General features: G+C 43.8%; 12 protein-coding genes. 10 read left to right on the top strand and 2 right to left on the bottom strand.

Going from position 1 to position 15203, the window contains the following annotated elements; all coding sequences use genetic code 11:
* The first annotated feature begins 10 nt into the window (after positions 1 to 10).
* The 4 genes from D1151_RS10315 (at position 11) to D1151_RS10300 (ending at position 5107) form a co-directional block, all read left to right on the top strand.
* Entirely contained in the window at positions 11 to 766 is a 756-nt protein-coding gene (locus D1151_RS10315; RefSeq protein WP_330588325.1) for a response regulator transcription factor, read from the top strand.
* Positions 756 to 2105, top strand: a complete 1350-nt coding sequence (locus D1151_RS10310) for a cell wall metabolism sensor histidine kinase WalK (protein ID WP_161908859.1) — start codon at positions 756 to 758, stop codon at positions 2103 to 2105. The genes D1151_RS10315 and D1151_RS10310 overlap by 11 nt, the downstream gene beginning before the upstream one ends.
* A gap of 34 nt (positions 2106 to 2139) precedes the next feature.
* Entirely contained in the window at positions 2140 to 3882 is a 1743-nt protein-coding gene (locus D1151_RS10305) for a Na/Pi cotransporter family protein (protein WP_161908858.1), read from the top strand.
* A 202-nt stretch (positions 3883 to 4084) separates the two neighbouring features.
* On the top strand, positions 4085 to 5107 hold the full coding sequence (locus D1151_RS10300) for a rod shape-determining protein (protein WP_161908857.1): 1023 nt from the start codon (positions 4085 to 4087) through the stop codon (positions 5105 to 5107).
* A gap of 1178 nt (positions 5108 to 6285) precedes the next feature.
* On the opposite strand, the gene D1151_RS10295 is transcribed toward D1151_RS10300, so the two are convergent.
* Positions 6286 to 7167: a LysR family transcriptional regulator gene (locus D1151_RS10295; protein ID WP_161908856.1), complete on the bottom strand. Its 882-nt coding sequence runs from the start codon at positions 7165 to 7167 to the stop codon at positions 6286 to 6288.
* An 81-nt stretch (positions 7168 to 7248) separates the two neighbouring features.
* Positions 7249 to 7443: a hypothetical protein gene (locus D1151_RS10290; RefSeq protein ID WP_160202613.1), complete on the bottom strand. Its 195-nt coding sequence runs from the start codon at positions 7441 to 7443 to the stop codon at positions 7249 to 7251.
* Between the two features lie 287 nt (positions 7444 to 7730).
* Between D1151_RS10290 and D1151_RS10285 the strand changes: the two genes are divergently transcribed.
* From D1151_RS10285 to D1151_RS10260, 6 genes are all read left to right on the top strand, one after another.
* Positions 7731 to 8861: a class I SAM-dependent RNA methyltransferase gene (locus D1151_RS10285; protein WP_161908855.1), complete on the top strand. Its 1131-nt coding sequence runs from the start codon at positions 7731 to 7733 to the stop codon at positions 8859 to 8861.
* Between the two features lie 3 nt (positions 8862 to 8864).
* Complete coding sequence (locus tag D1151_RS10280; protein WP_160202615.1) at positions 8865 to 10334, top strand: PLP-dependent aminotransferase family protein; 1470 nt, start codon at positions 8865 to 8867, stop codon at positions 10332 to 10334.
* Positions 10335 to 10604: 270 nt separating this feature from the next.
* On the top strand, positions 10605 to 11600 hold the full coding sequence (gene argF / locus D1151_RS10275) for an ornithine carbamoyltransferase (RefSeq protein WP_160202616.1): 996 nt from the start codon (positions 10605 to 10607) through the stop codon (positions 11598 to 11600).
* 208 nt (positions 11601 to 11808) lie between these two features.
* Complete coding sequence (gene arcA, locus D1151_RS10270) at positions 11809 to 13026, top strand: arginine deiminase (protein ID WP_160202617.1); 1218 nt, start codon at positions 11809 to 11811, stop codon at positions 13024 to 13026.
* Positions 13027 to 13090: 64 nt separating this feature from the next.
* Positions 13091 to 14035, top strand: coding sequence for a carbamate kinase (gene arcC / locus D1151_RS10265; protein WP_160202618.1), 945 nt, complete (start codon positions 13091 to 13093; stop codon positions 14033 to 14035).
* Positions 14036 to 14402: 367 nt separating this feature from the next.
* On the top strand, positions 14403 to 15203 hold an 801-nt coding region (locus D1151_RS10260), incomplete at its 3' end, for an Rpn family recombination-promoting nuclease/putative transposase (protein ID WP_161908854.1).

Raw genomic sequence — 15203 nt, 5'->3', positions numbered from 1 at the left:
AAAACTTAACATGAATTTAACATTAAAATTCTGGCTTTTTAAGCAGGCTTATAGTAGACTTGAAGCAAAGGAGAACTGCGAGATGATTTATTTGGTAGAAGATGATGACAGCATTCGTGAACTGGTGCTGTATACATTAAATAATGCAGGTTATGCGGCAAAGGGGTTTGCTGTGCCGTCTCTGTTTTGGGAGGCGATGGAGCAGGAACTTCCTCAGCTGATTCTGCTGGATATTATGCTGCCCGAAGAAGACGGACTATCTGTTTTAAAAAGATTGCGCGCATCTGTGAAAACTGCCAGAATGCCTGTCATGATGCTGACAGCAAAGGGAACGGAATATGACAAAGTGATTGGACTGGATTACGGTGCAGATGATTATATGCCGAAACCTTTCGGCATGATGGAACTGCTTGCACGCATCAGAGCGCTTCTACGCAGAGCATCTGCTTTGGATAAGCAGGAAGAGTATCGAATCGGCAATCTTTTTCTTTCTGTGTCAAAACACATCGTTTCAGTAGATGGAACAGAGACAGCGCTGACGCTGAAAGAGTTTGAACTTCTCGCTTTGCTGATGAAGCAGCAAGGGCATGTGTTTACCAGAGATCAGCTCCTATCCAGGATTTGGGGATACGGCTTTGATGGAGAAAATAGAACAGTAGATGTACATATCCGGTCATTGCGCCAGAAATTAGGCGCCTGCGGACATTACGTCGAGACCGTAAGGGGGCTGGGTTATAAAATTGGAGAGGTAAAGGATGAAGAATAGAATTTTCAGAGGGATTTTTTCGGTGGCAATCCTGGTCTGGATATCATGTCTGGTGCTTATTTTAGGCGCACTGTATCTGCAGTATAATGAGCAGTATGCGCAGGAGCTGCGCATGCAGAGCCGCCTTGTGGCGCAAGCCTTAGAAACAGGTGGTACTGGTTATTTTGACGGATTGAGCCTTGCGGAAAATCACAGAATTACTCTAATTGCCGCAGATGGAACAGTGGAATACGATTCTTCTGCAGGGAAACAGGAGATGGAAAACCATAAAGACAGGCCTGAGGTAAAAGAAGCGGAGAAGTCAGGCTATGGAGAAGCGGTTCGTTACTCTAAGACATTGGCGGAAAAAACCATGTACTGCGCTGTTAAGTTGTCCGATGGCAGTGTGCTTCGGGTTTCTCAGGTGCAGTTTACAATTTTTACGCTGATTTTAAGCATGCTGCAGCCTATTTTGATTGTTTTACTCATGGCGGTGCTGCTGTCCGCCATGCTGGCGGCGAGGATTGCCAGAAGAATTGTAGAACCGCTGAATCAGATTGACTTAGCACATCCGCAGGAAGCGCAAACTTATGCAGAGGTGCGCCCTTTGGTGCGGCGAATTGCGGAACAGAGGCAGGCTCTTGACAGCAGAATTAGCAGGCTAGAGACTGATGTGGACGAAAAGACTAAGGAGGCGGATTTTCGTAAAGAATTTACTGCTAATGTGTCCCACGAACTAAAAACACCTCTGACCTCCATCAGCGGTTTTGCGGAAATTATAAAAGCCGGCATGGTGAAAGAAGAGGATATTCCTCGGTTTGCCGGCCGAATTTATGATGAAGCGCAGAGGCTGATCATGCTGGTGGAAGATATCATCAAACTGTCCCAGCTGGACGAAGGTCGGATTACCGAAAAGAAAGAACAGATTGATTTGTACCTGCTTTGTCAAAAGGTGCTGAGCCATTTGGATAAAGCCGCAGAAGACAGGAAGATTCAGCTGAAACTTATTGGAGAATCCCTTTATATTGAGGCTGTCATGCAGGTTGTGGAAGAAATGATTTATAATCTCTGCGACAATGCGATAAAGTATAATCGAGAGGGTGGCAGCGTGACGGTTTCTGTTATGGAAAATGATGGAAGACCAACAGTATCGGTGTCAGATACCGGTATTGGAATTGCTGAAGATGAACTGGATCGAATATTCGAGCGATTCTACAGAGTCAATAAGAGCCATTCTAAAGAAATCGGCGGCACAGGTTTGGGGCTGTCCATTGTCAAACACGGCGCAGCATATCATGAGGCGCAGGTTCAAATAGAAAGCAGACTCGGCGTTGGTACACATATTTCGATACAATTTTAAACAGAATATGAGATAGAGAGAGGAAGGGATATTTATGGATATGTTTTCGCTGATTTCGCTGCTCGGCGGACTGGCGCTGTTTCTTTACGGAATGAGCCTGATGTCATCTGGGCTTGAAAAACTGGCAGGCGGTAAGCTGGAGGGCATTTTGAAGAGGATGACAGCAAGCCCGCTTAAAAGCCTGTTTCTGGGAATCGGTATCACGGCGGTAATTCAGAGTTCTTCAGCTGTAACCGTTATGCTGGTGGGGCTTGTGAACTCTGGCATTATGGAACTGGCTTCTACCGTAGGCGTTATTATGGGATCGAACATTGGCACTACTATTACGGCGTGGATTCTCAGTCTGGTCGGTGTAGAAAGTGATAATGTGCTGATAAAGCTACTGAAACCGGAATCCTTTTCGCCGGTACTGGCGTTGATCGGTGTGATTCTTATGATGGGTGCGAAAAACAGCAGGAAGAAAGATATCGGAAGCATTCTTGTAGGATTTGCAATCTTAATGTACGGTATGAATTTTATGAGTGGTGCGGTAAGCCCTTTGAAAGATATGCCGGAATTTACATCAATCTTAACCGCATTTACCAATCCGATTCTGGGAATTGCAACTGGTATTTTATTGACCGCAGTGATTCAAAGTTCATCGGCATCGGTGGGTATTTTGCAGGCGCTGTCATTGACGGGCAGTATTTCCTACGGAATGGCAATCCCTATTATCATGGGTCAAAATATCGGTACCTGTGTAACGGCACTGATATCCAGTATCGGCGTAAACCGCAATGCAAAGCGGGTTGCAGTGATTCATATTTCATTTAATATTATAGGAACTGCCATTTGTCTGCTTATCTATTTTGTGGCTCACTATCTGGTAGAACTGCCGTTTCTGACAGAGGTAATTGGTCCTGCGGGTATTGCGGTGGTGCACAGTATTTTCAATATTACAACTACGCTGCTCCTGCTGCCGTTTACGAAGCTTCTTGTAAAGATTGCAGAACGCAGTATCAAGGAAGAGCCGGAGACTGAAATTGCATTTCTTGATGAAAGACTTTTAAATACACCGTCTATTGCAGTGCAGGAATGCGGACAGATAACCATAGAAATGGGACATATCGCAAAAGAATCAATTCTTAATGCCATGGAACTATTTTCTCATTATGACGAGAAAAAGGCGCAAAAGGTCATTAAGCTGGAAAAAGAAGCAGATATCTATGAAGATCGGCTTGGCTCTTATCTCGTAAAGCTGTCAGCCTGTGCTTTATCTGATGCAGATAGTAATTCTATATCCAAAATGCTTCATGTGATTGGAGATTTTGAACGAATTAGCGACCATGCGGTGCATATCATGGAAGCAGCAAAAGAAATGAAAGAGAAAAAACTTGTCCTTTCAGAAAGCGGCAGACATGAGCTTGAAACTGCTACGGAAGCAATTCGTGAGATTATGGGGCTTGCAATTATAGCGTTTGACGGAAATGATATGGAGTCAGCATATAGGGTGGAACCGCTGGAGGAAGTCATCGGAGATTTGGCAGAAGAGGTGAAGCAAAATCATATTTCGCGTCTGCAGAGCGGGGTTTGCACCATTCAGCAGGGCTTTGTTCTTTCTGACATCATGACCAATTATGCCAGAGTTTCCGCTCACTGCTCAAATATTGGCGTTGCAGTAATTGAACTTTCTCAATCGTCCTTTGCTGCCCATCAGTATTTGGGGAAGCTGAAGACGATGGATGATCCTGCATTTAAGGAAATGTTCAGGGAATACAGGCACAAATATGCCCTTTAAATGCTGCAGCAGAATCTTAATGAATCTTAAGATGGAAAATATGTGCAATTGCATTGAAAAAACTTCAAAAATTGTATATAATATTTGCATATATCGTTTTGGATTCTTCGTAGAATTTATTTGACTGGCGTATATTGTTGGCTTTGTCTGCAAATGCTATAGAGAAATAATCGCGGAGAGGTAGATTTTAGAGAAAAGGAGTATGCAAATGGCAAGTGAAGTAGGAATAGACTTAGGGACAGCCAATGTTTTAGTATATATAAAAAATAAAGGAATCGTGCTCAATGAGCCTTCTGTTGTGGCAATTAATAAGGATACAGACGATATTTTGGCAGTGGGTGAAGAGGCAAGACAGATGCTTGGAAGAACGCCTGCTAATATCATTGCGGTAAGACCGCTGCGCGACGGTGTGATTTCTGATTATGATATTACAGAAAGAATGCTGAAATATTTTATAAAAAAGACCTGCGGCAGCGGCAGATTTTTCAAGCCTAAAATTATGGTCTGCGTACCGAGCGGCGTGACAGAAGTTGAGAAGCGAGCGGTCAGAGAAGCGGCAACGCAGGCAGGCGGCAAGGATGTGTATCTGATGGAAGAGCCGGTTGCGGCTGCCATCGGTGCAGGTATTGACATTTCACAGCCTGACGGTGTTATGGTCATCGATATCGGCGGCGGTACGACGGATATTGCTGTTATTTCTCTTGGCGGCATTGTTGCAAGCACTTCCGTTAAGATTGCAGGGGACAAGTTCGATGACTCCATTATTAAATATATGAGAAAAGTACACAAGCTGTACATTGGGGAGAGAACCGGGGAAGAAATCAAAAAGACTATCGGTACTGCGTATCCAAGAGAAGAGAATATGACGATGGAATGCAGGGGCAGAGACTTGGTAACCGGTCTTCCAAAGACTGTTGAAGTTAGCTCCGAAGAGATTATGGAAGCACTGGAAGAGCCGCTTCATACAATCTGCGAAGCAGCACACAGTGTGCTGGAGCAGACACCGCCTGAACTGGCTGCAGATATCAGTAACTCTGGCATTGTCATCACCGGCGGCGGCGCATTACTTTACGGCATTGACAAGCGTATCGAAGCGCGTACTGGGATTAAAGTGCGTATTGCTGATGACCCGACTTCTTGTGTTGCCATCGGCACAGGTAAAGCACTCAATGAGTTGGAATCGCTGGAAGGCAATTCCCTCAATAGGAGAGCGCCTTATCTATAATGGTTCTGCCCCACGAGAGGAATCGCGAGTGGCAAGGCAGACCTTATGCTTTTGTGACCCAAGAACGAAGTGATTGGTAAGGCACAAGTCGTATAATGGAGTTGTCCCAATTTGCGAAGAAAATTGATGGAAACTCCTTATGCTTTTGTGACCCGAGAACGAAGTGATTGGCAAGGCACAAGTCGTATAATGGAGTTGTCCCAATTTGCAGAGTAAATCACGTTTATCCAAAAGTCCTGCACGGATCTGCACCGCCTCTTTGCGGCGCAGCTTTGTACGGGATTTTTTGTGCTCTTATCATAAGTGATACTTATGATAAAATAAGAATCATTCGTTTTACTTAATATAATAGTTGTGATATGATAATGACAACGAAAGAAAAACAGCGCTGCAATTGATGGGATGATGGCATTCATTTTTGCTATCTGTCCGACACTGGCAGACATGGTGGAAATTCAACCGATTTCAAGAGAAAATTTGGGCAATTTACTGCAGTCACGGAGTAATCCAAATCTTAAGGATTAAAATAAATGCATAAAAATCGAGAAGAGTTGTCTCAATATAAAATGAGACAGCTTTTTTCGGCTTTAGGCCAGTGCTTGCTTGAAGCAGTTAGCTTGACAGGTTTGTGTACGGGAATAAAATAAGAATCAAGCTATACCGAGGATTTGTCACGCGCCATATTTGACCTTGATTTCTGTATACATGGCGCGGACCTATGAGAAAGTGCCAGATAGAAAAGCTTTTTTAGAAAAAATGGCGGCAGCAGAAAGAAATGCAGCTCAGATAGTCGAAAAAACTTTAGCATCCTACAGTAAAATATCAAAAAAGCACGTATCAGGCGGCAGGCGCACGCCAGTTTTTTAGAAAATGAATCCCAATATGGCGTTTGGCGAATGGCTGGCGCCATGTATACAAAAAAACGCTTTGAATATGGCGGTTTCCATGGGGTAAACGCCGGATATACAAAAAAATCCTGCGATTATGGCGCGCCGGTTTCTCCGCAGCATGAACTACCGCATACCAATCAGATTCAATCAGATTAAATCTGATTGAACTTCATCCCGACATTTGATTTGGACCTTTTTTAGCCCAATATCATTTTTACTGCAAGGGGACAGTCTCAAAAGTAAGGAAATGAGACTGTCCCCTTGCGTTAGCTGAATTTCAATACGGGGTCATTTAGGAGTGTCCTGAAACTCCGGCTGCGACAGAAAAAATTTGAGAAATTTTCTCGCGGCAATAGGCATCGTATCCCAGTTATGCCAGCAGGCAGATAAAAGACGAGTAGGTTTTTCTTCGATTTCTCGTATAACAATATTAGCGCTTGTATTGGCAAGGAATACTCGATCTATGATAGATACGCCCAGTCCCTGTTCAACCATGATGATAATACTGTTGTTATCATAAAGGTGAAACTCAATGTTTGGTGTTAGTCCTGCTTCTGAGAAAAAATGAAGCGGGAGACTGAACTTGCCTTCGTCATCAATAATAAAGGGTTCTGTAGCAAGATCTGCTAAGGTTACAGTCTTTTTCTCAGCTAATGGATGGTCCGCAGGTAGAATGGCAACAAGTTCCTGCTTGTAGAATGTCTTAATTGGTAAGCCTGAAGCTGCACTCGGTGTAGTAAAGCCAAAATCAACCTGGCGATTTTTGACCTGCTGGATAATATCTTGATAGTCACCTTGATGCAGTTCGAATTTAACAGTCGGATATTTTTCCTTAAAGGCTTTCATGACCAGCGGCAGATAATATCGGCTGATACTAGTGTAGGTGCCAATGCGGATCAGACTGTTTTCAAGTCCTTGCATTTCGGAATGTTTTCGTTCAAGAGACTGTTCTGCATTGTAAATTTCCTGCAGATAGGGGAAATATCCTTGACCGTCACGGGTAAGCCTGATACCACCTTTTTCGCGGGTCACAAGGGTAGTGCCGAGTTCTTGCTCCAGTGCCTTGACCGACTGGCTGATAGCGCTTTGAGAGTAGCTGATTTCCTCTGCAACCTTGGTAAAACTGCCGCACTCTATGACTTTGCAGAAGATTCCGTATTTGGATATCATAAAAAGCCTCCTTCGAGTTTCGGATAAAAGATTTCATTGTATTTATTATATTGGGAACAAGCGGTTTGTGTCAACGGAATCTTATTCTTCCCAGCCTAGCTTTTTAGCGATGGCAGCAGGGCAGAGGCTTAGACAGATAGCGCAGGTTGCGTCAATAAATCCCAACAAAAGCTGAAGCGCCGGTGTCAGCGGCATCAGGCAGAGCAGCATCGTAAGCCCGATTACCAGCAGCAGGCTTAGAATGAATACGAAAAGGTGTGTTTTTATTTTGTACATATAAATCCCTTCTTTCTTAGTGCATTTTTGTATCATGGGCGCATAATAGCATAAACTCAGGGGATGCGTCTTTTATCATATCGTCAATTTTGCTTTACACCACCACAAAAAACGAGTATCATAGAAATGATGCCTATACGACTTAGTGGCATTGCCAAAAAACTTTCATTCTTTGGTTTTAAGCGTTTTTTGACAATCTGAGGACGATACAGACGTGCGCGGCAAGCGCACAAGGCAGACCTGATGACGTGGCGGCAAAAGAATGAAGACAGGAGCACAGAATACATATGAAATTGGAATTAATTGCAACCGCAACTTTTGGACTTGAAGCGGTAGTAAAACGTGAAATACAGGATTTAGGGTATAAGATTCTGAAATCAGAAGACGGAAAAATTACCTATCTGGGCGATGAGCGGGCGATCGTGCGCAGCAATTTGTGGCTTCGCAGCGCGGACAGGGTGCTGCTTAAAATGGCGGAATTTAATGCGGTGACCTTTGAGGAACTTTTTCAGCAGACCAGAGGGCTTGCTTGGGAACAGCTGATTCCCCTGGATGGAAAATTTACGGTGACAGGGACATCGGTGAAATCAAAACTCCACAGTGTTCCTGCATGCCAGAGTATTGTAAAAAAGGCAATTGTAGAGCGGCTCAGAGAATACTATATGGCGGAGTATTTTGAGGAAACAGGCGCAGAATACACCGTAAAAGTAACAATTTTGAAAGATCATGTGACTTTGACGGTGGATACCAGCGGCGCAGGTTTGCATAAGAGAGGCTATCGCGTGCGTGATGTGGCAGCACCTATCAAGGAGACGCTTGCGGCGGCTATGGTGCAATTGTCCTTTTGGCGTGAAGGCAGATTGCTGGTGGACCCATGCTGCGGCAGCGGCACAATTCCCATCGAAGCTGCTACGATCGGCAGAAACATTGCGCCGGGACTTAATCGGACCTTTGCAGCGGAAGGCTGGGAGTTGATTGATTCAAAAGTCTGGAAAGAAGAGCGAAAAAAGGCTTTCGGCGCTATAAATTATGACAGCGAGCTTCGGATCTTTGCTTTTGACGTGGACGAAAAAGCTATCACAAGCGCTAAGGAAAATGCCATCGAAGCGGGTGTGGATGACTGCATCATATTTAAGCAGATGCCTATGCAGAAACTCGTAGCAAAAGAAACCGGCGGCATTATTATTACCAATCCACCTTACGGTGAGCGAATCGGTGAGAAGAAGCAAATTGAGAGTATTTATCGGAAATACAGCGAGTTTTTTAAGGAAAATCCGACCTGGTCACTATTTCTGGTGACTACAGATAAGGAATTGGAGGCGAAGACTTTAGGAAGACCTGCAGACCGCAGGCGTAAGCTTTACAATGGCAGACTTGAGGTGTGTTATTATCAGTTTCACGGGAAGAAGGAGTTCTAATCCATGCAGGTGGTTGTAGATAGGGAGAGCAGAACGCCAATTTACTGGCAGATAGCAGATCAGATCAAGGAAAAGATTATCAGCGGACAAATGCCTGACGGCTTTGTGCTGCCGTCAGAGCGTGCTTTTGCCCAGATGCTGGGAGTACATAGAAATACCATTATTAAAGCCTATACTGCCCTGAAGGATGAAGAAATTGTGGAGTCTGTTCGCGGCGTAGGGTACCGCGTTGCCTATCAAAGTAAAGACTTTTACGAGCCGGATGTTCGTAAAAAGGTTAATTGGAGTGCGGTGATTAAAGATGAATATCAGGATATGGAACGAACCTTTGACGAGATTTTTCAGAGAAGTTCCGATGCAAATAATATTTCTTTTGCCACCGGTTTGCCGCCGGCAGTGTATGATGAGGCGAATCTTGCGGCGGATTTTGCAGCGATTTTAAACGAGCAGGGAGGAAAATCCTCCTTTTTGACGCCTTATCAGGGCGATTTGGAACTGCGGCAAAGGGTGATCTCTTATCTGCGTACCAAAGGTATTAAGGCTGGGCTTAATCAGGTTCAGATTTTGTCGGAAACCAATCAGGCGCTGGACTTTATTGTAACTGCTATGCTGAAAGAGGGTGACAGGGTTATTGTGGAGGAGCCGGTATCGCCTGATGTTTATCGGGTGATCAAGCTGGCAGGCTGCAAGGCAGTTACAGTGCCGGTGGATCAGGACGGTATTGTCTGCGATCACTTGGAAGCGCTCATTGAAACCCATAGACCGAAGTTTATCTATGTCAATTCCAGTTATCATGATCCGACCGGAAACATTTTGTCGGTAGAGCGAAGAAAAAAGCTGCTGGAGATTTCTAATCGGTATAGACTGCCTATCGTAGAGGAGGACGCTGCGTCAGAGTTAGCCTTTGAAGATGATGTCATGCCGACGCTGAAAGCTATGGATAGGAGTGAAAATGTAATTTACATTTACTCTTTCTCCCTGACCTTTATTCCTGGACTTTCCATGGCATTTGTCGTGGCACCGGAAAAGCTGATTAAGAGTCTAAGTTATTTGGTGTCCATTCGCGTAATGACCTTGGACTGGATTACCCAGAAGCTGCTTGCCAAGTACATTACCAGTGGAAAATTTTATGAAAATGCAAGGCGCATTACAGAACTGAACCGGGAGAAGCGGGATTTGATGTGCGGATTCTTAGATCGGCTGGTGCCTCTGGGGCTTTCTTATGAAAAACCGCGGGGCGGTGTATATGTGTGGTGTCATCTGCCGGAAGGTGTAGACGGCAAAGAGGTTGCGGCTGTCTGTACGCGTTGCGGGATTTCTATCGTGCCTGGAGACATTTTTTATCCTAACAAAAATGGCGGCAGAGACTGCATACGCCTTAATTACTCTTTTGAAACCAAGGCACGAATCAAGCTAGGAATGGAGAATTTGATTGAGATTATTACAAACCTTGCGCAGAGGACTTCCTTATAACTGATATTTTTTGATTTTGCGATAAAGCGTCGCCAGACTGATATTTGAGCTGGCGGCGCTTTCTTACGTATAATAACAATGCTTGATTGTTTGTAAACGGTTCAATCACGGGGTTGGTTGATTTTAGTAGTTTTTGGAATATACTGGTACTTTAAAAAATAAAAGTGCTGGTACTTTAATTTTTTGACAAATATAGTATCATTTTTAGTAAAGAGAGTTAAACTATCTGATATGAACGATTTTTAACGAAATGAAAAGGAGAACACACCAATGGCAGTAAACTTAAAAGGAAGAAGTTTCTTAACACTTATGGATTTCACACCAGAAGAAATCAGATACATGCTTGACCTGGCACATGACCTGAAGGCAAAGAAAAGAGCGGGTATCTGCAATCAGATTTTGAAAGGCAAGAACATTGTTCTGCTGTTTGAGAAAACTTCCACAAGAACCAGATGCGCATTTGAAGTGGCAGCAATGGATGAAGGCGCTGGCGTTACATTCCTGGATTCCAGTTCCTCCCAGATGGGCAAGAAAGAAACCATGGAAGACACTGCAAAAGTATTAGGCAGATTCTACGATGGTATTGAATACAGAGGCTTTGACCAGGAAGTTGTAGAAGGACTTGCAAAATATGCTGGCGTACCTGTATGGAACGGTCTGACCGACGTTGACCACCCGACTCAGATTCTGGCAGACCTTTTGACTATCGAAGAACATTGCGCTAAACCGCTGAACAGAGTTAAAGTTGTATTCAGTGGCGACGTTAGAAACAACATGTCCTACGCTTGGATGTACGGCTGTGCTAAGATGGGTATGCACTTTGTTGCTTACGGACCGGACGAGCTGGCAAAAGAACTGAAACAGGATGTTATCGCAGAAGTACAGGAAGTTGCAAAGAAAACTGGTGCAACTATCGAAGTATCATCTGATCCGGCTTGCTTGAAAGGCGCAGATGTCATCTATGCTGACGTATGGGCTTCCATGGGCGAAGAAGCAGAAATTCCAGAAAGAGTTAGACTGCTGACTCCGTTCAAGGTAACAGAAGAATTAATGGCAGCAACCGAAAATCCGGATTGCCTGTTCATGCACTGCCTGCCTTCCTTCCATGACTTTGAAACAAAGATGGCAAAGACCCAGATGGAAGCTGGTTACGACATCCGCGAAGTCACCGACGAAGTATTCAGAAGCAAGAACTCCGTGGTATTTGACGAAGCAGAAAACAGAATGCATACGATTAAGGCTGTTATCGTTGCTACAATCGGCTAATCTTTTTGCCCAGACTTTGCTTAGCTAGGCAAAATGGACAGCGTAGGGATACGTTATCCTTGTGGCTCTGTTCTGCTTCAAGGAGCGGAATCTTTATAAGACAATAAATCTTGCTGCCGCGGGTCTTTTCCGGCTTGCGGCAGTTTTATTCCTGAGGGATGCCGAATCTTTTGGTTTGGCTCATAAGAAAATTTTGGGGGAAAGAATTATGAAACCAGGAATTCACAACTATTCTGAAATAGGAAAATTAAACAAAGTACTTCTTCATAGAATTGGAGAAGAAGTAGAAGGTCTTGTTCCCGACAACTTTGAAAGACTGTTATTTGATGACATTCCTTTCTTAAAAGTTGCACAGCAGGAACACGATAGATTTGCGGAGGTTCTCAGAGAAAACGGCGTAGAAGTTGTTTATTATGTGGACGAAACTGCAAAGGCGCTGAAAGACCCTGCGGTCAAGGCAGAGTTTTTGAACAAATTTTTAGACGAAAGTCACTTGAATTCCATGGGCGTCAGAGAGGCGATTTACGATTATCTGATTAACATGGATGAGAAATCCATGGTGGCAAAGCTGATTGCGGGCGTGAAGAGAGACGAAATCGATGTACAGACTAAGTCTTTAGCAGACTTTATTTCTTCTTCATATCCGTTCTATATGGAACCGATGCCGAATCTGTACTTTACAAGAGATCCGGGCGCATGTGTCGGAAATGGTATCAATATCCACCATATGAGCACGCTAACCAGAAGAAGAGAAGCATTGCTTCTGAAGTACATGTTCCTGCACAATAAAGATTTTGCGCCAGAAGGCTCTCAGATATGGTACGACTATGACCACGAGTATTCCATCGAAGGCGGAGATGTGCTGGTTCTTAATTCAGAAACCGTTGCAATTGGACTTTCTGAAAGAACGACAGCGCCGGCGATCGAAAGATTTGCAGAAAACATGCTGAATAAATCTACGTTCAAGAGAGTATTAGTATTTGATATTCCAAAGAGAAGAGCGTTCATGCATCTGGACACTGTATTTACTATGGTTGACTATGACAAGTTTACCATTCATCCAGAAATCGAAGGACCTCTGCAGCTCTTTGAAATCACATTAGGTAAAGACGGAAAAGCAAACTTCAAATCCGTTACAGATTCCTTAGACCACATTCTGGGCAAAGTGCTGAATCTGCCTGCAGTTGATCTGATTCGCTGCGGCGGAAACGATATGATGGCTGCACAGAGAGAGCAGTGGAACGACGGTTCCAATACCCTTTGCATTGCGCCGGGCACAGTTGTTACTTACGAGAGAAACTATGTAACCAACGATCTGCTCGATAAAAAGGGCGTAAAAGTACTGACAATTCCAAGTGCGGAATTATCCAGAGGCAGAGGGGGTCCAAGATGTATGTCTTGCCCTGTAAACAGAGATGACCTGTAATGCTTAGCGTATTGACAGGCACACAGAGTGTAGAACAAAATTAGAGTATTAGGAGAATTACAATATGGCAGAGAAAATTGTGATCGCCTTAGGCGGAAATGCTTTGCAGTCCGGAAAGAGCGAAGCGACAGCTGAAGCACAGCTTGAAGTTGTTAAGAAAACTTGTGAATATATTGCAGATATCAGCTGCAAAGGTTATGAAATCGGTCTGGTTCACGGAAACGGACCGCAGGTCGGCAGAATTTTGCTGGCTTCTGAGACAGCAAAAGATGTTACCCCAGCAATGCCGTTTGATGTTTGCGGCGCTATGTCCCAGGGTTACATCGGATATCATCTGCAGCAGGCGCTGAAATATGCACTGAGCAAAAAAGGCAGAAATCTTCCTGTTCTGACTGTTGCAACACAGATGGTTGTGGAAAAGAGCGACAAAGCATTCCAGAACCCGACAAAACCAATCGGTCCGTTCTATTCAGAAGCAGAAGCAAAAGCTTTAGAAGCAGAAAAAGGATACACAATGAAGGAAGACGCAGGCAGAGGCTTCAGAAGAGTAGTAGCTTCCCCACTTCCTAGAAAAATTGTTGAAATCGACGCAGTAAAGAAACTATGGGATACATCTATTGTGATTTCCTGTGGTGGCGGCGGAATTCCTGTAGTAGAAAATGCTGACGGTTCCATGGAAGGTGTGGCAGCTGTAATAGATAAAGACTTTGCAGCAGAACTTCTGGCTGAACAGGTTGAGGCTGATGTACTGATGATTCTGACCGAGGTAGAAAAAGTTGCAATCAACTTTAATAAACCGGATCAGAAGAATTTGGATAACCTGAATCTGGAAGACGCAGTTAAATACATCGAAGAAGGACAGTTTGCACCTGGAAGCATGCTGCCGAAGGTAGAAGCTGCGATGAAGTTTGTCAGAGCATATCCGAACAAGAAAGCTATCATCACTTCTCTTGATAAGGCTATTGACGCATTAGAAGGTAAAACTGGTACAGTTATTACTTTCGCATAAACAAAATAGATATACTGACAGAAAGCACCCGTATGGAGACTAAATCTCTATGCGGGTGTTTTCATGATTTGATTTTGGAAAATAAAAGAAGAATCAAGAGATTAAGGGAAAATAAACCATTTTTGGGAGTTGCTAAAGGGGAAGTTTTATGCTAAAATAGGATAGAGGTAAAAAAGAATTTGCAATCTAAACAGTCATATTGGCTGTTTTTTCTTTTTGCCTCTTTTTTGTTGATAACATATGAGGGAGGTATTAGACATGAAGAAACAATCACTATTTGAAAATAAACGAAGAGGATTTTTTAATCTATATGACGACTGCCTTTTCGCCCCAGCTTTAGCTGGATAGGCGAAACGGACAGCGTAGGTTGCGAAGCAACCGGAGGAGTGAGCGCAGCGAACGTTGGGTATTTCATTATATTTTCTCCAGGGATGCGGAGGAAAATAAGCAGGCACTGATTGCAATTATCAACGTGATATTGGGACGAGAGGCAGATCCGATAGAGTCTATTCAGATTATGAACCCATACATTTACGGGGAGAAACCCTATATGAAGGGTGCGGTTTTGGACATTAAGGCGCAAACCAGTCTGGGAGAGCTGTTGGATATTGAAATGCAGAATGGAAACTTGGAATTCTATGCTGACCGTTCTGTTTTTTACTGTGGAAAATTAATTAACTTATCATTGGAAAAAGGGGAAGACTATGATAAAATGAAAAAAAGTATTGTAATTTCAATTGTGAAGGGGAATGTGCTCCCGCAAACGAAGAAATTACATAGTACCTTTTACTTTTTGGAGAGTGAGGAACATTTTAGGCTGTCGGAGACTGCAGAGATTCACTTTGTGGAGCTTGAGAAAGTGGATGTGCATAAGTCGATAGAGGAAATGGATCCTTTGGAGCGTTTGGCAGCGTACATGCTTTTTGCAGGAGATCGGACGCAGGAGATGTATGTGCAGGATTTAATAGAGCGAGGAGGGGAGGCTGTTACGATGGCGGAAAGATTGTTTAAAGAATTAACAGAGGATCAGATAGCCTTTGAGATGCGGGAACAGCAGATTAAGACAGAGCATGCTTTAGCAACCCTGCGATTTGTAGAGGAAAAGCGTAAGGCGGAGTTGGCTCAGAAGGAAGCTGATGTACAGAAGAAAGAAGCTGATGTACAGAAG

The sequence above is a fragment of the Emergencia sp. 1XD21-10 genome (genome assembly GCF_009936045.1).
GTDB lineage: Bacteria > Bacillota > Clostridia > Peptostreptococcales > Anaerovoracaceae > Senimuribacter > Senimuribacter intestinalis.
This window is presented reverse-complemented; position numbering and strand designations above follow the sequence as displayed.

Excerpts from the sequence above, each read along its gene's own strand:
- D1151_RS10315 (WP_330588325.1), top strand. The coding sequence starts at position 11 with ATGAATTTAACATTAAAATTCTGGCTTTTTAAGCAGGCTTATAGTAGA.
- D1151_RS10310 (WP_161908859.1), top strand. The coding sequence starts at position 756 with ATGAAGAATAGAATTTTCAGAGGGATTTTTTCGGTGGCAATCCTGGTC.
- D1151_RS10305 (WP_161908858.1), top strand. The coding sequence starts at position 2,140 with ATGGATATGTTTTCGCTGATTTCGCTGCTCGGCGGACTGGCGCTGTTT.
- D1151_RS10300 (WP_161908857.1), top strand. The coding sequence starts at position 4,085 with ATGCAAATGGCAAGTGAAGTAGGAATAGACTTAGGGACAGCCAATGTT.
- D1151_RS10295 (WP_161908856.1), bottom strand. The coding sequence starts at position 7,167 with ATGATATCCAAATACGGAATCTTCTGCAAAGTCATAGAGTGCGGCAGT.
- D1151_RS10290 (WP_160202613.1), bottom strand. The coding sequence starts at position 7,443 with ATGTACAAAATAAAAACACACCTTTTCGTATTCATTCTAAGCCTGCTG.
- D1151_RS10285 (WP_161908855.1), top strand. The coding sequence starts at position 7,731 with ATGAAATTGGAATTAATTGCAACCGCAACTTTTGGACTTGAAGCGGTA.
- D1151_RS10280 (WP_160202615.1), top strand. The coding sequence starts at position 8,865 with ATGCAGGTGGTTGTAGATAGGGAGAGCAGAACGCCAATTTACTGGCAG.
- argF (WP_160202616.1), top strand. The coding sequence starts at position 10,605 with ATGGCAGTAAACTTAAAAGGAAGAAGTTTCTTAACACTTATGGATTTC.
- arcA (WP_160202617.1), top strand. The coding sequence starts at position 11,809 with ATGAAACCAGGAATTCACAACTATTCTGAAATAGGAAAATTAAACAAA.
- arcC (WP_160202618.1), top strand. The coding sequence starts at position 13,091 with ATGGCAGAGAAAATTGTGATCGCCTTAGGCGGAAATGCTTTGCAGTCC.